At 64.7% G+C, this 17,654-nt stretch carries 17 protein-coding genes; all 17 read right to left on the bottom strand.

Translation table 11 applies throughout. The features are described 5' to 3' along the window. Positions 1-10 precede the first annotated feature (10 nt). Positions 11-1,240: a beta-ketoacyl-[acyl-carrier-protein] synthase family protein gene (locus GNZ12_RS12705; protein ID WP_172310655.1), complete on the bottom strand. Its 1,230-nt coding sequence runs from the start codon at positions 1,238-1,240 to the stop codon at positions 11-13. Beyond that, a complete protein-coding gene (locus GNZ12_RS12700; RefSeq protein WP_172310654.1) occupies positions 1,237-2,463 on the bottom strand; it encodes a beta-ketoacyl-ACP synthase in 1,227 nt (408 codons plus the stop codon). The genes GNZ12_RS12705 and GNZ12_RS12700 overlap by 4 nt, the downstream gene beginning before the upstream one ends. Further along, positions 2,463-3,188: a 3-ketoacyl-ACP reductase FabG2 gene (locus GNZ12_RS12695; RefSeq protein ID WP_172310653.1), complete on the bottom strand. Its 726-nt coding sequence runs from the start codon at positions 3,186-3,188 to the stop codon at positions 2,463-2,465. Before GNZ12_RS12695 ends, GNZ12_RS12700 begins: the two co-directional genes overlap by 1 nt. After that, a complete protein-coding gene (locus tag GNZ12_RS12690) occupies positions 3,185-3,670 on the bottom strand; it encodes a hotdog family protein (RefSeq protein WP_172310652.1) in 486 nt (161 codons plus the stop codon). The genes GNZ12_RS12695 and GNZ12_RS12690 overlap by 4 nt, the downstream gene beginning before the upstream one ends. An 8-nt stretch (positions 3,671-3,678) precedes the next feature. Next, on the bottom strand, positions 3,679-4,875 hold the full coding sequence (locus GNZ12_RS12685; protein WP_172310651.1) for a beta-ketoacyl-[acyl-carrier-protein] synthase family protein: 1,197 nt from the start codon (positions 4,873-4,875) through the stop codon (positions 3,679-3,681). Continuing rightward, a complete protein-coding gene (locus GNZ12_RS12680) occupies positions 4,872-7,283 on the bottom strand; it encodes an MMPL family transporter (RefSeq protein ID WP_172310650.1) in 2,412 nt (803 codons plus the stop codon). Before GNZ12_RS12680 ends, GNZ12_RS12685 begins: the two co-directional genes overlap by 4 nt. Continuing rightward, positions 7,283-7,984 (bottom strand): LolA family protein, encoded by a 702-nt coding sequence (locus tag GNZ12_RS12675; protein WP_172310649.1) that lies wholly within the window; start codon positions 7,982-7,984, stop codon positions 7,283-7,285. The genes GNZ12_RS12680 and GNZ12_RS12675 overlap by 1 nt, the downstream gene beginning before the upstream one ends. Then, complete coding sequence (locus tag GNZ12_RS12670) at positions 7,972-8,403, bottom strand: acyl-CoA thioesterase (protein ID WP_074282518.1); 432 nt, start codon at positions 8,401-8,403, stop codon at positions 7,972-7,974. Before GNZ12_RS12670 ends, GNZ12_RS12675 begins: the two co-directional genes overlap by 13 nt. Then, on the bottom strand, positions 8,400-10,007 hold the full coding sequence (locus GNZ12_RS12665) for an HAL/PAL/TAL family ammonia-lyase (protein ID WP_172310648.1): 1,608 nt from the start codon (positions 10,005-10,007) through the stop codon (positions 8,400-8,402). The genes GNZ12_RS12670 and GNZ12_RS12665 overlap by 4 nt, the downstream gene beginning before the upstream one ends. Further along, on the bottom strand, positions 9,994-11,790 hold the full coding sequence (locus GNZ12_RS12660) for a glycosyltransferase family 2 protein (protein WP_172310674.1): 1,797 nt from the start codon (positions 11,788-11,790) through the stop codon (positions 9,994-9,996). The genes GNZ12_RS12665 and GNZ12_RS12660 overlap by 14 nt, the downstream gene beginning before the upstream one ends. Further along, on the bottom strand, positions 11,790-13,496 hold the full coding sequence (locus GNZ12_RS12655; protein ID WP_172310647.1) for an AMP-binding protein: 1,707 nt from the start codon (positions 13,494-13,496) through the stop codon (positions 11,790-11,792). Before GNZ12_RS12655 ends, GNZ12_RS12660 begins: the two co-directional genes overlap by 1 nt. Further along, on the bottom strand, positions 13,493-14,155 hold the full coding sequence (locus tag GNZ12_RS12650) for a COG4648 family protein (protein ID WP_172310646.1): 663 nt from the start codon (positions 14,153-14,155) through the stop codon (positions 13,493-13,495). The genes GNZ12_RS12655 and GNZ12_RS12650 overlap by 4 nt, the downstream gene beginning before the upstream one ends. Continuing rightward, the gene (locus GNZ12_RS12645; RefSeq protein WP_020069032.1) at positions 14,155-14,406 is read right to left on the bottom strand and encodes an acyl carrier protein; all 252 of its coding nucleotides are present in this window, start codon (positions 14,404-14,406) and stop codon (positions 14,155-14,157) included. Before GNZ12_RS12645 ends, GNZ12_RS12650 begins: the two co-directional genes overlap by 1 nt. 3 nt (positions 14,407-14,409) lie before the next feature. Continuing rightward, positions 14,410-14,709 (bottom strand): phosphopantetheine-binding protein, encoded by a 300-nt coding sequence (locus tag GNZ12_RS12640; RefSeq protein WP_074285858.1) that lies wholly within the window; start codon positions 14,707-14,709, stop codon positions 14,410-14,412. Then, positions 14,684-15,478 carry a lysophospholipid acyltransferase family protein gene (locus GNZ12_RS12635; protein WP_172310645.1) on the bottom strand — a complete coding sequence of 265 codons (795 nt, stop codon included), beginning with the start codon at positions 15,476-15,478 and terminating at the stop codon, positions 14,684-14,686. The genes GNZ12_RS12640 and GNZ12_RS12635 overlap by 26 nt, the downstream gene beginning before the upstream one ends. Beyond that, positions 15,462-16,196 carry a beta-ketoacyl synthase chain length factor gene (locus GNZ12_RS12630; protein ID WP_172310644.1) on the bottom strand — a complete coding sequence of 245 codons (735 nt, stop codon included), beginning with the start codon at positions 16,194-16,196 and terminating at the stop codon, positions 15,462-15,464. Before GNZ12_RS12630 ends, GNZ12_RS12635 begins: the two co-directional genes overlap by 17 nt. A gap of 648 nt (positions 16,197-16,844) precedes the next feature. Beyond that, positions 16,845-17,546 carry a DUF4136 domain-containing protein gene (locus GNZ12_RS12625; protein ID WP_172310643.1) on the bottom strand — a complete coding sequence of 234 codons (702 nt, stop codon included), beginning with the start codon at positions 17,544-17,546 and terminating at the stop codon, positions 16,845-16,847. Positions 17,547-17,654: the final 108 nt, after the last annotated feature.

The following is a 17,654-nucleotide window of genomic DNA, read 5'->3' as shown; positions in this document are numbered from 1 at the left end:
CGTGGCCGTTTCAACCGCCCTGCCACCCTTCAAACATCAGGCTTGCGCAACTGCCGCCGAACCCGAATGAAATCGACATCGCCGTACCGATGCGCGCGTCACGCGTCGTGCGCACGAGCGGCATGCCATCGACGCCCGGCTCCGGCGTCTCGATGCCCGCCGTCCCCGCGATGAAACCGTCACGCATCATCAGCAACGTGTAGATCGCCTCGTGCGCGCCGCACGCGCCGAGCGGGTGCCCGGTCATGCCTTTAGTCGACGAGAACGCGGGGACGTCGCCGCCAAATACATCGATTAGTGCGCGCAGTTCCTCGACATCGCCAAGCGGTGTCGACGGTGCGTGTGTGTTGATGTAGTCCGGGCGTTTGCCCGCTTCGCCCAGCGCGCCGCGCATCGCCCGTGCGATGCCGGCCGCATGCGGCGTGACCATGCCAGCGGTGTCCGTGCAATCGCCGAAACCGGTCAGTTCGGCGTAAATACGGGCGCCGCGCGCCAATGCGTGATCGAGCGACTCGAGCACCAGCACGCCGCCGCCCGAAGCGATCACGAAGCCGTCGCGCGCCGTATCGTAGGGACGCGAAGCGTGCTGCGGCGTGTCGTTGAAACCGCGCGACAGCGCGCCCATCGAATCGAACAGCAGCGTCGTGTTGTCGTGCAGCGCCTCGCTGCCGCCGGCCAGCACGATCTGCTGGCGGCCGGTCTGGATCAGTTGCATCGCCTGGCCGATGGCGAGCGCCGACGTCGTGCAAGCCGACGACGGCGAATAGCTCACGCCTTCGAGTCCGAACACCTGCGCGACATTGGCCGACGCGGTACTGCTCATCGCGTGCGGGACCGTGTACGGCGGCACTTTGTCGACGCCGCGGGCAATCGCAATCGCAATCGCCACGTCGTAACTCGACAACGTGCCGACGCCCGAGCCGATCACCGTACCGGCGCGCGGCGAGCGCAACGTGCCGGGGTCGAGACCGGCATCGTCGATCGCTTTCTTCGCGGCGTGGCATGCAAAGCGCGCGGTGTCGCCCATGAAGCGCTCGAGCTTGCGCGCGAATGGCGGCTCCTGCGCGACCGAGGCAACGCCCGCCACCTGCGATGCGAAACCGCGCCCACGCCACGCGTCGATCCGCTCGATGCGCGAGCGGCCAGCACGCAGTGCGCCGGATACTTCGTCGAGCGTATTGCCGAGGCACGACACGATCCCCATGCCGGTGACGACCACGCGTTGCAGCGCCACGCTCATCGAACGCGCCGGAAAATCAGCGACGTATTGATCCCGCCGAAAGCAAAGTTGTTGCTCATCACATGTTCGGCGTCGATCTCACGACCTGTGCCGACGATGTAATCGAGCGGCGCACAGGCCGGATCGACGTTCTCCAGATTCAGGTTCGGCGCATACCAATTGCGTTTCATCATCTCGATGGTCCACCACGCTTCGAGCGCGCCGCACGCGCCGAGCGTATGGCCGACATAGCTCTTGAGCGAACTGATCGGCATGCGCGCACCGAAGGTCTGCGCGGTCGCATGGCTTTCGGCGATGTCGCCACGGTCCGTGGAGGTGCCGTGTGCGTTCACGTAGGCGATCGCCTCGGGCGGCAGTTGCGCGTCTTTCAAAGCGAGCTGCATGGCAAGCGCCATGGTTTCGGCGGTCGGCTGGGTCATATGCGCGCCGTCCGAATTGCAGCCGAAGCCGACGATTTCCGCGTGAATCCGCGCGCCGCGCGCCACCGCATGTTCGTATTCTTCGAGCACCAGCGTGGCCGCGCCCTCGCCCACCACGAGACCATCGCGCGCGGCATCGAACGGGCGCGGCGTGAGATGCGGCTCATCGTTGCGCGTGCTGGTCGCGTACAGCGTGTCGAACACGGCGACCGCCGGACCCGACATCTCTTCCGCGCCGCCCGCCAGCATCAGCGTCTGCTTGCCCGCCTGAATCGCTTCATACGCGTAGCCGATCGCCTGGCTGCCCGACGCGCACGCGCACGAGGTCGGGATGATGCGCCCTTTCAGATCCCAGAACAGGCTGACGTTGACCGCGGTGGTGTGCGGCATCATCTGCACGTAGCTGTTCGACGTGACGTCGCTCATCGAGCCGGTTTGAAGCATCGTGCCGAACGCGCGAATCGGCTGCACCGAGCCCGACGACGAGCCGTAGGCGACGCCCATGCGGCCGTCCTTGATGAGCGCGTCATCGGCGAGGCCCGCGTCGGCGAGCGCCAGTTCGCTCGCGCGCACCGAATACATCGACACCGGCCCCATCGAACGGGTTTTCTTGCGCGGATAGTGCGCAGGCGCGGTGAAGCCCGGCAACGGACACGCGAGCCGCGTATGCAGCGACTCGAAGTAATCCCACTCGGGCATGCGCCGGACCGCGTTCACACCCAGCCTCAGGCGCGTTTCGATTTCGTCCCAGTTGTCACCAAACGCTGTGACGCCCCCCATGCCGGTAATGACGACGCGCTTCATCACACCATCCCGCCATTGACGCCGATCACCTGACGCGTGACGTACGAGGCCGCATCCGACATCAGGAAGCCGACCACGGACGCCACTTCGGCAGGCTGGCCGACGCGGTTCATCGGCACCGTCTTCAACGCTTGCTCGAGCGGCATCTGGTCGAGCATGCCGGTTTCGATCAAACCCGGCGCGACGCAATTGACGGTGATGTTGCGCGTCGCCAGTTCGACGGCGAGCGCCTTGGTCGCGCCGATCAGGCCGGCCTTCGCCGCGCTGTAGTTGACCTGGCCGCGGTTGCCCATCACGCCTGAGACCGACGCGATCGTGACGATGCGCCCGCCCTTCCTCGCCCGCACCATCGGCATGGTCAACGGATGGACAACGTTGTAGAACGAGTCGAGACCGGTTTCGATCACGATGTCCCAGTCTTCTTCGGTGAGCGCGGGAAACGCGGCGTCGCGCGTCACGCCCGCGCTGCACACGATGCCGTAGTACGGACCGTGCGCCGCGACATCAGCTTCGAGCACCTCGCGGCACACCGCGCGCTCACGCACGTCGAATTGCAGCACGCGCGCCGTGCCGCCCTGCGCGGCGATGCCCGTTGCGACGGCTTCGGCTTCGGTGCGGCCCGTGCGGCAATGCACGGATACCGCGAAGCCGTCGGCGGCCAACTTGTACGCAATCGCACGGCCGATGCCGCGGCTTGCGCCGGTAACGAGAACACGCCGGCTCATGAACTGAAACTCCCTTCGATGAATGACTGGAAATCGGGCGGTTGAAAAACCTTGATCACGGCCTCGGCGCAACACACGTCGCCGTGGTGGATCGTGCATTCGTAGGCGCCGTGGCCTTCTTCGCTGCGCAGTAATTCTGTTGCGTGGATCAGCAACTGGGCACCGCTCGCGAACGACGGTTGCAACGCTTTGTAGCTGCGCGAGCCAAGCAGCACGCCGGGGCGCGCTCTGCCGCCGCCGCGCATGGCGAGCAATGCGACGTGCGCCGCGATGGCCTGCGCCATCAATTCGATGCCGATCCATGCGGGCATCGCGCCGTCGGCGCCAGCATGCCAGGCGTCGGCCCGTACGGTTGCTCGCGCGCTCAACGCGTCTTCGCTGAAGGTGTTCACGGCATCGATCAGCAGCATGGTGCCGCGATGCGGGATGATCGCTTCGATCGGTTGCAGGGCGAGATCCTGCATGGTGGGCGTCGGGGTCATCGCGCGTGTCATCGTCCAAGGATCAGGCTGACATTGCTACCGCCGAACGCAAACGAATTGCTCATCACATATTGCGAGCCAGCGCCGCGCGGCAGGAAGCGTTCGCTTTCGACCAGATCCAGCACCGGCAGCGCGGGATCGGCTTCGCCGTCCCACAGATGACGCGGCAGCGGCACGGGCAGTGTCACATTCCCGTGCGCCAGCGTCAGCCATGCGAAGGCGAGTTCGGTTGCGCCCGCCGCGCCGAGCTGGTGACCCGTGAGCGGCTTGGTGCCGCTCGTCGCTACACCGTTGGGGAACACCCGCGCCATCAACTTCGCTTCCATGTCGTCGTTCTTGCGTGTGGCGGTGGCGTGCAGGTTCACATAGCCAATCGCCGACGATGCGACGCCCGCATCGCCCAGCGCCGCGTGCAACGCGATTTCGCCGCCCGCGCCTAGCGGGTCGGGCGAGGAAATGTGATATGCGTCGCTCGATTCGCCGACGCCCGCGAGTCGTACTTCTGCTTCATCGCGGCTCATCAGGAACACGGCGGCGCCTTCGCCGACGTTGATCCCGCAGCGATTGCGGCTCATGGGATTGGCGCGCACGCCACTGGTCGATTCGAGCGAGGCGAAACCCTGCACCGTCAACTCGCACAACGAATCGACGCCACCCACCACGACCGCATCGCACAGTCGCAATTGCAGCAGCCGGCGCGCCGACGCAAAGGCCTTCGCGCTCGAAGTGCAAGCGGTCGAGATCGTGAACGCCGGACCCTGCACACCGAGGGCGGCGGCAGCAAACGGCGCGGCGGTGCCGATCTCCATCTGCCGGTAATTGAAATTGGCGGGCAGGCCGCCCGCCTGCGCCTGATAGACGAACGCGGCTTCGGCCGCTTCGATACCCGACGTGCTGGTGCCGAGCACCACGCCGATCCGATGCGCGCCGTAACGCTCGCGCGCCGCCTCGACGGCGGGCGCGATCTGTGCCAGCGCGGCTAGCAGCAAGCGGTTGTTGCGGCAGTCGTAACGCGCGAGCCCGGCCGGCGGCGCCAGCTCCAGCGGCGCGAGCACACTGCCGACAAACGCTTCGCCAACGCCTGTATGCGCGTTCGCCATGCCGGGTGCGTGACCAGCGGCAAGCGCTGGGACGATTGCATCGAGGTCGCCGCCGAGCGCGTTGATCATGCCTAGCGCGTGCAAATAAACTGATGGCGCCTTCATGCGACCCTCCTTGATTCCGATGGCATGCCGATCGGCGCGAGCAGCACCGATACCGCAATGCCGAGCGCGAGCGTGGCGCCGAAACTCTTCAGCGCAGGCATCGCGCTCATGCCGAGCATGCCGAACGACAACAGCGTGGTGGCTGCCGACAGCAGCACGCCCGTCCACACCGCGCCGAGATCCGCGTCCGCGCGCAAGCAGCCTTCGCGCAGAAACACCGCATAGTTTGCGCCAACGCCGAGCACCAGCATCAGTGCAAGGCAGTTGAAAAGATTGAGCGGCACGTGAACGTAGCCGAACACAGCGAGCGTGACGCCGACCGCGAGCAGCACCGGCAGCGTCACGGCAATGCCGCCGCGCACGGTGTATCGCAGCATCAGCAGGACGAGCACAAGCGCCAGCGCGCCGCCGAGCCACCAACCGCTATCCACACGATACGCACCGAATAGCTTCGAAACGCTCGCCGCCTTGTCGACAAATACGACGCCGGGCAGTGCCTGTGCGGTGGCGATCAGTGCGGGTTCATTCTGCGGCGTCACGCTTTGTGGCATCACGACTGCTGCATACGCCTTGGTTGTCGAATCGACAACGCCCAGCCACAGATGTTTGTACGGCTGCGACCACGGCGCGGCGAGCCACGTGTCGACCGTGAGCAGCGGATGCGGTTTCGCATACGCGGCGAGCCAGGCATCGGCGACTTCGTCTTTGAAGCCCGCTTGCAGCAGCGTCGCACGCAATGCGGTGGGATCGTTGAATAGGTGCTGCGCGAGCAAAGCCCGGTCTTCGTTTTGCTGTTTCGCGGACGGCACGAATTGCGCCACCGACTGATAGCTGCCGACCTGGTTCGCGGTGCCGTTCAACCCGTCGAGTTTCGCGCCCAGCGCTTCGGCGCGTTGCAAAACGATTTCCGGCGTCTCGCCGCGCACGACAAAAAACTGCGCGCTGTTATCGACGCCGACCGCCTCGCGCACTTTGTCTTCCTGCGCGACCAACGAAGGATCGCGCTGGATCAGCAGATGGATATCGTCGTCGCTCGTCAGACGCAGCCAACCGGGAATCGCCACGATCAGCAGGAGCGCCGCCACGAACCATGCGCGCTTGCCGCCGATCGTGCGGTGCCAGACCGTCAGCACACGCGCCGCCCTGGCGAACACGCGTTGCGGACTGCGCTTCGGCGCGCGCGTGAGCAGCGCGGGCAACAACCACAGCACGGACGCAAACGCCGTCGTAATGCCCGCAATCGCGAAGCATGCAATCTGCTTGAGCGCGGGGAACGGCACCCACGTGAGGATCGCGTAGCCAAGCAGGCTGGTGGCAAGCGCAACCGTCAAGGCCGGACGTACCGCACGCGCACCGCGACGCGAATCCCAATCGCGCCCGGCACCGAGATAGACCACGAAATACTGAATCGAATAGTCGACTGCTTCGCCGATCAGGCTCGCGCCGAACACCAGCGTCAACAGATGCAGTTGGCCGAACACCAGCATGGTCACCGCGAGCGCGCAGACGATGCCGAGCGCCGTCGAAACAAAACCGAGCAGCAACAGACGTGGCGAGCGGAACACCCACATCATCAGCAACGCAATCCCGCACAGCGACGCGACGCCGATCAGGTGCACCTCGTGTTCCGATGCACTGCGTGCCGATTCCGCGTAGAACACCGCGCCGGTCCTCGCCACCGACACGTCGGGAAACGCCTGCCTCAATGCGCTTTCGCCTTGTGCGAGCGCGGCGAGCACGGCGTGCTGCGTCTTCGATTCGTAGGCCGAGCCGGGCAGCGTGGCGACGATCAACACGCTGGTCGCGGTGCCGCGATGCGACACCAGCATGTTGTCTTCCAGTTCGAGATTCGACGTGGCGAGCGGCAAACCGCCGAGCCAGTGTTCGAGCCAGCCGAACGGATCGTCGGCGAGCGGCGTGGTCAGACCGCCGCGTAGCGGGCTGTAGATGCGCTGCGCGAGCGCGTCCCGCAACGTGGGGCTTGAAGCACTGCTCTGCGCAAGCGCCGCGCGGTCAGCAGGCGACAGCAAACCGAAGCGATAGGGCATGTACAACGCCGCGATCTGCGACAGATCGAACGGCGGCAATTCCGCCGTCACCGAGCCGAACGCCCCACTCTTCTGCAATGATGCGCCGAGTTGTTTCGCTGCCGCTTTCGCGTGCGCGCCATCGTTACTGGTGACCAGAAAAACCGTGCGATCACCCAGCGCGCTCGCCAGTGTATCGACCGCCTTTTCGGCGACCGGATCCGCTTCGGTGGCGGGAAGCAATGCCAGCAAATTGGTCTGCAGCGGCGACGGCCCTGCGAAACGCCAACCGCAATACAGTGCAGCGGCGAGCGCGATCAGCAGCCACGCGGCGCGCACGCCCCATGCCTGTTTCGCGGACCGCTGTTGCAGCACCTGCATTACGGCGCTCCGAGCAATCCGCGCTCGGCGGGCGTCGGTTCGGTCACCGCCACGCTCTTCGCGAAGTCGAGTTTCGTGATGTCACCATTGGCGAGCGTGATGCGCAAGCTTTGGAGGTAGTCGCCGCCATTCATTTGCAAGGCTTTGATCGACTGCGCGATTTGCGGCTGGTTCGGCGTGAGTTGCATGCGCCACTGCGCGGCGCTGCCTTCGGCCTGCACGTCGAATTGAGAGTACAGCGCCGACAGATCGCCGCCGAGCATCGCGCGCATCATCTTCGAGACCTGCGCGACGCCACGCGTGCCCTGGGCGCTGTGAGCCGTTACGCGCTGGCCGTTGGCGTCGACTTCGGCGATGCCCGCATCGGTGATCACGTAAGTGGCTTTGTACGGCGTGTCGATCTGCCAGATCACGCCACGATCGCGGAAGAACAGCAACGAGCCCGTGCTGACGAGCGGCTGCTTCATCGCGGCGAGCGTTTGCGTTTGCGTGAATTGCGCGCGGACGCCCTTGGCTTGTGCGAGGTGCGAGGCGATCTGCGAGACGAGAGCCGGGTTGCCGGCGGACTGCACGGCTTCTGCCGCGGACGCCGGGGTCTGCCATGCGGCCACGCTCAATACGCTCAATACGCTTAGCGTGCCTAGCGTGCTTAGTGCGAGCAACCCGCCCGCCGCCACACCGCGCAAGTTCATCGTCCCCATACGCGCTCCAGCTTTTCAAATACGACCGGCGGCGACACGAACTGCAATTCCTGCGTCGCGGCATCGACCGCGACCTGGATCGTGTAGCCCTTCGTCAGTCGCGTACCGGATGCGCAATCGACAATTTCGTAGCCTATTTTCAGGCGGTTCTCATGTTCGAGCAGTTGCGCGCGCACTTCGATCGCCTGGCCGTAGGTGGCCGGGCGCACATACTTCAGATGCGCCTCGACGATCGGCCACAGGTAACCCGAGGCCTGCATCTCGCGGTAGTCGTAATCGAAGGTGCGCAACAGCGCCGCGCGGCCAATCTCGAAGTACTTCAGATAGTGGCCATGCCAGCACACGTTCATCGCGTCGACGTCGTGAAACGGCACTTCGACCGTCGCGCTGGCTGTCAGCACTTTAGGGGAGCCGGTCATGCGTTCGAGCCTCCACGATAGTCGTTCAACAGATCGCACGCGGCGATGCGCGCGGTCAGCGCGCGCAGGTCGCTCTCCAGCGCGCGGTCTTCGTCGACGAACGGCGACTGCGCCGTCACGCTGTCGATAAATGCTTGCAGCGGCGCGGGAACCGGCGTGGCGCTGTCGATCTTCAAACGCAAACGGGCGGCTTGCACCGTCGCGAGCGTATGCGCGGCGGCGACCTGCTCGGTCAACTCCAGCACGCGCAAACAGTCGCGCGCGGCGATCGTGCCCATGCTGACCTTGTCCTGATTGTGCGCCTCGGTCGAACGCGAGAAGACGCTCGCGGGCATCGTGTTCTTCAACGCCTCGGCCGTCCATGCGGACGATGAAATCTGCACGGCCTTGAAGCCATGATTGATCGCGGCACGCGCGGGAGCCGCACCCGACAGATTGCGCGGCAGGCCGTTGTTGAAATTCACGTCGACCAGCAGCGCGAGCTGACGGTCCATTAGGTCAGCCAGATTGGCGACTGCGACTTTCAGCGAATCCATCGCGAACGCGATATGGCCGCCGTAGAAGTTGCCGCCGTGCAGCACGCGCTCGTTGTCGGGATCGATCAACGGATTGTCGTTCGCGCTGTTCAGTTCGTTCTCGACGTCGCGGCGCACCCACGACAAGGCATCGCGCGCAACGCCGATCACATGCGGCGCGCAGCGAATCGAATAGCGGTCTTGCAGACGATGCCCGGGCGTATCGTCGCGCCCGGTCAGATCGTCGCGAATCCATGCTGCGGCTTCGGCCTGGCCTGCGTGCGGCTTCACTTCGAACAGAGTGGCGTCAAAATGCGCGGCGCGGCCGTCGAGCGCAACGGTAGAGAGCGCCGTGAGACGTGCGGTAAGGCGCGTCAGATGATCGGCGCGCGCGAACGCGAGACAGGCGAGGCCCGTCATCACGGCGGTGCCGTTCATCAGCGCGAGCCCTTCTTTCGGCGCGAGCGTCAAGGGTGTATGACCGAGTTCGGACCAGACCTCACCCACGTTGCGCAGGGAGCCGTCAAACATCACATCGCGCTCGCCGGCAAGCGCGGCGGCCACATACGAGAGCGGCGTCAGATCGCCACTTGCACCGACCGAGCCTTCCGACGGAATGCGCGGCAACACACGATGATTGATCAGATCGGCGAGGCGTTCGAGCAACACAGGGCGTACGCCGGAAAAACCGTAAGCCAGCGAGTTCAGCCGCGCGGCGATCACCGCGAGCGTTTGCCCGTCGTCGAGATACTGGCCCATCCCGCAGCCGTGGTAACGCGTCAATTGCAACGGCAAGGCTTCGACGAGTTCCATCGGCACGTCGACCACGCACGCATCGCCATAGCCGGTGTTGACGCCGTACACGGTCGCGCCCGACGCCAGATGCCGGCGCAGAAAATCCGCGCCGCGCTGAATGCGCGCGCGCCATGCCGGATCGGCACTCAACGCAACCGGCGCGCGATGCTGCGCGATCGCGACGACCTCTTCGATCGTCAGCTTGCGCCCGCCGATCGTCACCGACGCCGCGTTTGCGCGGGCGCTCTCTTTTGCGCTGGTGTTCGGCGCCTCAATCAGATCATGTTCGGCCATGTGTGCCTCGCTTGGGGCTGGCCCAGAAATCGAAGAAGTTGAACCATTGATAAGGTGCCTTGCGGCAATAGTGTTCGAGGCGCGCCGCGTAACGCTGCGCCCACGCGGCAAGATGCTGCGCGCGTTCGCGGCGCGGCAACTCGATGCGCTCGGCGAACGGCTCGAAATACAGACGATAACCGTCGTGCTCTTTCAGGCAGAAGAACAGATAGACGGGGCAGCCCAACGCATGCGCGAGCACGTAGGGGCCTTGCGCGAACGGGGCGGTCGAGCCGAGAAATTGCGCTTCGGTCGTGCGGCCCGCTTCGCGTGCCGGCACGCGGTCGCCGACGATCACCAGCAGCTCGCCCGCATCGACGCGCTCCTGCATCATCATCGCGGTCTCGGGACCGAAGTCGCTGACTTCGAGCAGATGCCGCGCGAATTGGCTATTGGCCGACGCCAGCACGCTATTGAAGCGCCGTGCGTGTTCGGTATAGACCACGGCCGTGACTTTCGCGTAGGCACCCTGCGCGGCAAGCGCGCGGGTCATCTCCAGATTGCCGAGATGCGCGCCGATCACGAGCGCACCTTTGCCACTTGCCACCAATGCTTCGAATGCCGAAGGATCTTCGAATTTAACGTCGGTGTTGTTGACGCGGCCTGACCATGCTGCAAGCTTGTCGAAGCCCGATTGCGCGAACGCCAGCATGTGGCGATAGGCGGACAGCCAACCTGGACGTGGCGTATCGCCGTGCGGTGCGGCTTGGCCGAGATGCGTGAAATAGTTGCTCGACGCCTCACGCGCGGCGCGGCCGGTCAGCAGAAAATACGCGACGATCGGATGCAGCCAGAGCGCGGTGAAACGACGGCCGAACAGCTTGCAACTGAGCGCGAGCAACGACATGCCCAGATGGCTGCCGCGCTCGGCGATCCGCCACCAGTCCTGGGGGCTTGGTTCGCGTGATTCAGCGCGCTGGCCGGGTTCGCTCAGGTTGCTCGACTCGCCCGCTTTGTTCTGGTCGCCCTGCTTGACCGCCTCACTTGCGATAGCCGTGCGGCGTGGCATCACTTTGTGCGCGAGCAGCATCGGCAAACGCCACAGCATGCCGAACACAAGCCGTGTATGGCTGCGGCTGATGCGCACGTTGTCCCACAGCACGTCGAAATGCGAGACGCCGTCGGTTGCGTAGGTGACGCGCGTGGGAATCGAGCGGAACGCCGCGCGCCGCCAGTAGAGCCGCACGAGAATTTCGATGTCGAAGTCCATGCGCGTCGGCAATTGCACGCTGTCGATCAGCTCGCAGGCCAGCGCCAAGGGATAGAGACGGAAGCCGCACATCGAATCGCGAATCGTCAGCGAGAGCGTTTCGATCCACACCCACACATGCGTCAGATAGCGGCCGTAGAGGCGCGATTTCGGCACGCTCTCGTCGTAGACCGGGCGGCCGAGGATCACCGCGCCCGGTTCGGCAAGCGCGGCTTCGATGAAACGCGGTACGTCCGTCGCGTCGTGCTGGCCGTCGGCGTCGATCTGCAGAGCGTGGCTGTAACCCGCAGCGCGCGCGGCACGCAGTCCCGCCATCACGGCCGCGCCCTTGCCACCGTTGACCGGCAAGCGCAGCAGCGTGAGCTTCCCCGCGTACTGTTGCGCCAGCGCGGCGAGCACTTGCTGGGTCGCCTCATCGCTGCCGTCGTCGACGACAAAAATCGGCAAGCCGTGCACCGCGAGGTGGGCAACGGTCGCGCCGATCGCATCCTTGTGGTTGTAAATCGGAATGACAATGCACGCAGCGATGCCCATCATGCAGGCTCCCGATAGACGATCACGCCGGATGCGCATTCACGTCCGCCCAGCCGGTACGCGAACTGCACGCGCCCACGCGCGGCGTCGTGTGCGAGCGTGAGATTCAGCACCGCGCCCGGCGACACCGGCGCCATGAACTTGAGGCGGTCGACCGATACCAGCTCGCGCACGGCGGGCAATTGTTCGGCGGCCAGACGCATGACCCAGTGCACCTGAACGACGCCCGGCAGAATCGGCAGACCGGGGAAGTGGCCGGCGAAATGCACGAGCGTCGGCGGCACGCGCAGTTCGTAATGCAACGTGTCGGCGCTGCGGGCTTCGGCGAGCACTTCCACACCGTCCGTGCGCGGTTCGAATGCCGCCGCGACCGCGGCCACCGGTAGTTTGCCGCGCGAGTCGAACGGCAATGTGAGGCGAAAACGCCAATGACGCGGCAGCACCACCACGTCGAAATACTCAGCAAGATGCCGGCGCAGGGTTTGCGCGAGCAGCACGCGGCCTTCGGCGCGCAATGCCTCGCTGCCCGCTTCGGTCAGCGCCACCACCGCGCCGACGCGCTCGCGCGAGGCGCCTTCCAGCGGCACGATCGCCGCTTGCGCGACATACGGATGCAGCGCGAGACGTGCTTCGAGTTCCGGCAGCGACACGCGCTTGCCGTCCAGCTTGAGTACGCGATCGAGCCGGCCTTGCAGACGGAAGCGTCCGTCGGCGTCAAACGCGATTTTGTCGTCCGTACGATGCCAGCCGGTGTGATCGAGATGCGGCGAACGAACATTCAGCGCACCATCTTCGTCGCGGCGTACTTCGATGCCGGTCACCGGTTGCCACGCTTCTGTCTGGTCCTGACGGCGCCACGCAATGCCGCCGGTTTCCGTACTACCGTAGATTTCAAGCGGCGCAGCGCCATACGCGGTGGCGTATTCCTGCGCGGCTTCCACGGCGAGCGGGCCGCCTGAAGAAAAGAATGCGCGCGGCGGCGGCTTCAACGCGGCGAAGCCAGGCAATGCGGGCCAACGCGACAATTGCGCGGGCGTCGAAACGACGACCGTCGCACCGCATTGCTCGATCTGCGTTTGCAAATGCAAAGGTTCGATGCTGATCGCGCGGTCGAACGCGCGGCCTGCGGCAAGCGGCCACAACACGCGAAACAGCAAACCGTAGATGTGATGATGCGGCACGCTCGCCAGCATCGTCGCATCGCCGACCAAAGCGCCCCACTGCTTTTCGAGCGTGTGCACTTCGGCATTGAATTGCGCGAGGGTCTTGCGGATCGGCTTGGGGGTGCCGCTGCTACCCGACGTGTAGAGCGTCAACGGGGCTTGCGGATCGATCGTGTGTGAGGTGTCTAGCGCGTGTGCGACGTCGGCGTCGGCGTTTCGCACAGCAGGCGGCAGGTCGGCGTCGGTCAGCACGGCGTCGTACGCGTCGGCAAGATCGGCGAGATAGCCCGGCGTCGCATTGGCTGGAATCACCGGCTCCTTGCCGCACGCGAGCAACGCAAACAGCGCGCAGGCGAAATCGAACGGATCGTCGATACATAACGCGTAGCGTCGCGCGGCTTGCGCTTGCATCAGCGTGACCAGCGTCGAGACGCGCGCGCGAAACGCCGCGCGATCGAGCACCGTAGCGCCGTCGCGGCATACCGGCGCATTCACGACTGAGGACTCATGGCCCGCCGACAACAAATCATGCAACGCGATCATGCCGCCTCCGAACGCGCCGCTCGCGGCAGCACCACCAGATAGCGCCAGATGACCTCGGCCACCAGCAGCACGCCGATCAACCCGTAAGCGATCGCGCCGTTGTAGAGCGACCAGCTTGCACGGCTCCAGTACAGCGCCGTATAAGCGGAGAACGCGCCGTTCAGCGCGAAGAAACCGCACCACACCTGAGTCACGCGCCACGTATGGCGCACGGCGCCAGGCGGCAAATTCGGATTGCCCAGCCGTGCGAATTTTTCAATCATCGACGGCCCGCGCACAAGCGTCGCGCCGAACGCGATCAACAGACCCAGATTGACGAGCGACGGATAGAGGCGCAGCAGCAACTCGCTATTGGTGAACACGATCGCCGCCGAGGCGCAGCTCAGCAAGCCGACCACGGTCCAATCGATCGTGGAGAGCCGGCGCAGCGAGGTCGCCACCGGACCGCTGCCGGCCCAGCGTTGCAGCCACAGAATCGCAAACAGCATGCAGCCGACATAGCGCGGCGTGTCCCAGCGCCAGGCACACAGAATCAACGCGGGATAAGCGAGTTTCAGCAGGACCTGCACCACCGTTTTGGCCCAGTGGCGCTCCGTGCCGGGCGATGCCCCGGCGAGCTGGCTCGCCGTCACTTGCATTCGCGAGCGCACGGATGGCATCAGCCTTGCGCCGCCAGCAGGGATTCGACCGCACCGATCACGTCACCCACCGTGCGCACCGACTTGAACTCTTCCGGCTTGATACGGCGGCCGGTCATTTCCTGCAGTTTGATCGCGAGGTCGACAGCGTCGATGCTGTCGAGATCGAGGTCTTCGAAGAGATGCGCGTCGGGCGTCACGCGCTCCGGCTCGATCGCGAAGTTCTCTTTGAAAATGGCGCGGATGCGTTCAAGAATCTCTGCCTCGGACACGATTTATTCCCCTTTTTTTTCGATTTCGTTCACAGCGTGCGCCGCTTCGCGTTGACTCGCAACCAGCGCGGCCAGCGTGCTGATCGAGCGGAAGTGATCACGGGTGCGTTCGTCGTTCGCTGCGATGGTCAGTTGGTATTGTTTGCGCAGCACGATGCCGATCTCGAGCGCATCGATCGAGTCGAGACCGATGCCGTCGGTATCGAACAGCGGTGCATCGTCGTCGATATCGGCCGGGCTCAGGTCTTCCAGATCGAGGGCTTCGATCAGAAGCTGTTTAATTTCCAGTTTTAAAGAATCCATAATCGAACAGGTGCTGAGTAATGTGTGCTTCGATGGCGCTGGTCACGCTGCGCGCCGCGAGAGACGGTGAAGTGTCGAGGTCCGCGAATTGCTCGACGCCAAGCGGCTCGAGCACGTTCACGCGCATCCGGAAAGCACGCGCCGGCACGTCGTACCAGCGCATCTGCTTGGTGAACGCCGGCGGATCGCAATCGATCAGCACCGGCACGATGGGCGCGCCGGCCTTCAACGCCATATGCGCGAACCCGCGTGAAAACGCGTGCAGCCGGTTCGGCGCGGGGCTGCGCGTGCCTTCAGGAAAAATAATCATCGTATAGCCTGCTGCGAGCTGCCGCGCGCCGGCTTCGACGAGCTCCGAAGGGTCGGCATTGCTCACATACTCCGCCGAGCGCACGATTCCCCAGAAACACGGGTTGCCCCAGTGCGCGTTTTTCACCACGCAACACGCATGCGGCGTAAGCGACAACAGCACCATCACGTCCAGGTACGTCGGGTGATTGGCGACCACGATCGCTGGGCCGCCGACGCGCAATGCCTCGGCGCCCGACACCTCGAGTTCCATCACGCCGATGAACCGCAACACCGCGACCAGCGTGCGAAAGAACCAGTGAATCACGGTCGTCACCGCGCGCTGACGCGACGTACGATGCGGCCACAGCCAAGCAAGCGGGAACACCAGCACCGAAAACAGCACACCGCAGATGCCGAACACCACGAAGGCCATGCCCGTCGCGCAGAACCGCCAAAGGTAATCAAGCCGCGCGTTCATGCCACCTCCAATGCCAGGCCGCGCCGGCGCCTTGCCAGACGGCAGGCCGGCCCGTTTCCAGACAATGCAGCAGCGCCTGGCTCTGGGTCGCGAAACTTTCGTCCGCGCTTTCCTGGCCTGCATGGCTTGCCGCCTGCCCGCCCTCCGCGGCCTCCGGCTCACCTGCGCCGGACAACGTGCAGACCAGCTGCCGCGCCGCCGCTTCGCCGTTCAGTAGGACCGCGATCGCGCCGCCCTGCACTTCGTCTTCAATCGTGCCGTACGCTGGATCGGCGGGTTCGTCAGCGTACACCAGCAACCCCGGCGAGCCAGGCTGCGTTGCGTATTGCGCGTACGCTTCAAGCAGCGCGTAGCCGAGCGTCTCGGCACCCGCCGAGATCGCGCTGGCAGAGGAACGGTCGCCACGCGCGATGCCAAACACACCCGTCATTGCGTTCAGCACTGACAGGCTGAACGCCGTCGGCGAGACCGGCTCGCCCGCGCTGATGGTGCGCAGGATGTCCGTAGTACGCCGCAATTCGCCGTGGCGTGAAGCGAACACGACGCGGACCTCGTCCTGCGATACGCAGTCGTGCGCGACCTTCAGCGCCACCTTGGACAGCGTGCTCAGGCGACGCCGCACGATCGGCTCGATAAAGCCGATATCGGGTGCGGCAGATGCGGCAGCAGGCCAGCTAGACCAGCGAGCGACCGGAATGGTCCAGTGCAGATCGGGCATATCGGTGTTCGCGCGTAGAAGCGAGGAGAGGCTAAGGGCGCCTGACGGAATACGCAACCGTCACAGCGTATGCGCGCCGCGCGGAACGACAATCTCCAGCCGGGGGTCAATCCAATCTTCTTATCTTATATAGGGTTCAGCGAATTAACGGCACTTGACCCCGATTATTTAGGCGCCTTCGCCAATTAATCTGGTGGATTGTCTCAGGCTCCCTGTGGTCGCCGGGATCATACTGAATATTGTGGATTAAATCAGCCACAAAAGACGTATCTATCTGTATCCGTATCGCTGGTACGACCGGGACTGGACAGCGCCAAAGTGCAGGCCTGGCGGCCCTTGCACCGCCTGTGACCAGGCCGCGAAGCCGCCTGCAGCACGCTTCGCGGCCCGGCCGGACGCGAGCGGCATCCACAAATAGGCACACATGCTTTCATTTAACTTTCTGAACAAGTGTTTCGTTTCGGAACACTTCAATGCTTCGGGACCTGCCTGCTGAGTTAAGCGCCGCGTTTCCGATTTTGAGCGAAGCCGTCTTACGCAACGCTCGCCACCCGTGCTGTTAACAAAGGAAAGCGGCCCGGCAGGGATCCCCTGCCGGGCCGTATTCGATGCGCCTCGGCGAATGCCGTTGGGTGCGCCGCTCGACGCTTACTGCACGGCCTTCGCGCCCGAAGCTGACGCCGGCGCGGCCGCGGCGCCCGTCGCAGCGACTTCGTTCGACACCCCGCCGTTCTTGTCGACGGGAATCTTCACGGTATGGACCACGCCGTTGCCGAGGGGGAAGTCGGCCAGCGCACTGCGTGCCAGGTACGGCATCGCCCTCACCAGCGACGACTCGCCGTCCGAATTGCGCGCCGTCACGTTATAGACCTCCTTGCCGCTAGCCCGCTCGGTGATCCGCACGCCGAGCAGGTGCGTGAAAATCGGGTAGCTCTGATTCACGTACGCGCTCGGATACGGACCCCACGGGCCCCATGGCCCCCACGGATCGAACGGCCGGCCCCAGTACGGTGCCGGCCAGGGGTTGTAATACACCGGCTGCGCAACCGTCACCATGTCCGAGCGAATCCCGTACGACAGCCCAACCAGATAGCGCGCCGCTGAAGCGTCGACCTGACGGAACGCGTGCGTGGCGAGTTCGTTGGCAACGATACGCTCGTACGTGGTGAGTTCGAGATTGTTCTGCTGATCCGCTGCCCGTGTGAAGGCATAGGTACGGGTGGCGTCGTTGCCGCTCCAGTCGGAGAACGCCGTGACCTGGCTCGTCACGTAGGTCGTGCAGCCGGACAGCAGCACCGTCAGCGCGCCGAGCAGCAGCGCGGCCCGGCGGGTCCATCGATCGAATTTCATGGTCTACCTCGTGATGCCTGTTTTCGCCATTCTTGAGCGGGTCGGTCCGTGCACACGCTTTGCTGCGCAAAGCGGCCCCGATAATACGCTGACCAGGCGATTCGGTAA

This window comes from Paraburkholderia solitsugae (assembly GCF_013177695.1).
In the GTDB taxonomy this organism is placed as follows: domain Bacteria; phylum Pseudomonadota; class Gammaproteobacteria; order Burkholderiales; family Burkholderiaceae; genus Paraburkholderia; species Paraburkholderia solitsugae.
Note: the sequence above shows the minus strand (reverse complement) of the source record. Positions and strands in the feature narration are given on the sequence as shown.

Coding starts and splice junctions, on each gene's coding strand:
- GNZ12_RS12705 (WP_172310655.1), bottom strand. CDS start 1,240: ATGAGCGTGGCGCTGCAACGCGTGGTCGTCACCGGCATGGGGATCGTG.
- GNZ12_RS12700 (WP_172310654.1), bottom strand. CDS start 2,463: ATGAAGCGCGTCGTCATTACCGGCATGGGGGGCGTCACAGCGTTTGGT.
- GNZ12_RS12695 (WP_172310653.1), bottom strand. CDS start 3,188: ATGAGCCGGCGTGTTCTCGTTACCGGCGCAAGCCGCGGCATCGGCCGT.
- GNZ12_RS12690 (WP_172310652.1), bottom strand. CDS start 3,670: ATGACCCCGACGCCCACCATGCAGGATCTCGCCCTGCAACCGATCGAA.
- GNZ12_RS12685 (WP_172310651.1), bottom strand. CDS start 4,875: ATGAAGGCGCCATCAGTTTATTTGCACGCGCTAGGCATGATCAACGCG.
- GNZ12_RS12680 (WP_172310650.1), bottom strand. CDS start 7,283: ATGCAGGTGCTGCAACAGCGGTCCGCGAAACAGGCATGGGGCGTGCGC.
- GNZ12_RS12675 (WP_172310649.1), bottom strand. CDS start 7,984: ATGGGGACGATGAACTTGCGCGGTGTGGCGGCGGGCGGGTTGCTCGCA.
- GNZ12_RS12670 (WP_074282518.1), bottom strand. CDS start 8,403: ATGACCGGCTCCCCTAAAGTGCTGACAGCCAGCGCGACGGTCGAAGTG.
- GNZ12_RS12665 (WP_172310648.1), bottom strand. CDS start 10,007: ATGGCCGAACATGATCTGATTGAGGCGCCGAACACCAGCGCAAAAGAG.
- GNZ12_RS12660 (WP_172310674.1), bottom strand. CDS start 11,790: ATGGGCATCGCTGCGTGCATTGTCATTCCGATTTACAACCACAAGGAT.
- GNZ12_RS12655 (WP_172310647.1), bottom strand. CDS start 13,496: ATGATCGCGTTGCATGATTTGTTGTCGGCGGGCCATGAGTCCTCAGTC.
- GNZ12_RS12650 (WP_172310646.1), bottom strand. CDS start 14,155: ATGCCATCCGTGCGCTCGCGAATGCAAGTGACGGCGAGCCAGCTCGCC.
- GNZ12_RS12640 (WP_074285858.1), bottom strand. CDS start 14,709: ATGGATTCTTTAAAACTGGAAATTAAACAGCTTCTGATCGAAGCCCTC.
- GNZ12_RS12635 (WP_172310645.1), bottom strand. CDS start 15,478: ATGAACGCGCGGCTTGATTACCTTTGGCGGTTCTGCGCGACGGGCATG.
- GNZ12_RS12630 (WP_172310644.1), bottom strand. CDS start 16,196: ATGCCCGATCTGCACTGGACCATTCCGGTCGCTCGCTGGTCTAGCTGG.
- GNZ12_RS12625 (WP_172310643.1), bottom strand. CDS start 17,546: ATGAAATTCGATCGATGGACCCGCCGGGCCGCGCTGCTGCTCGGCGCG.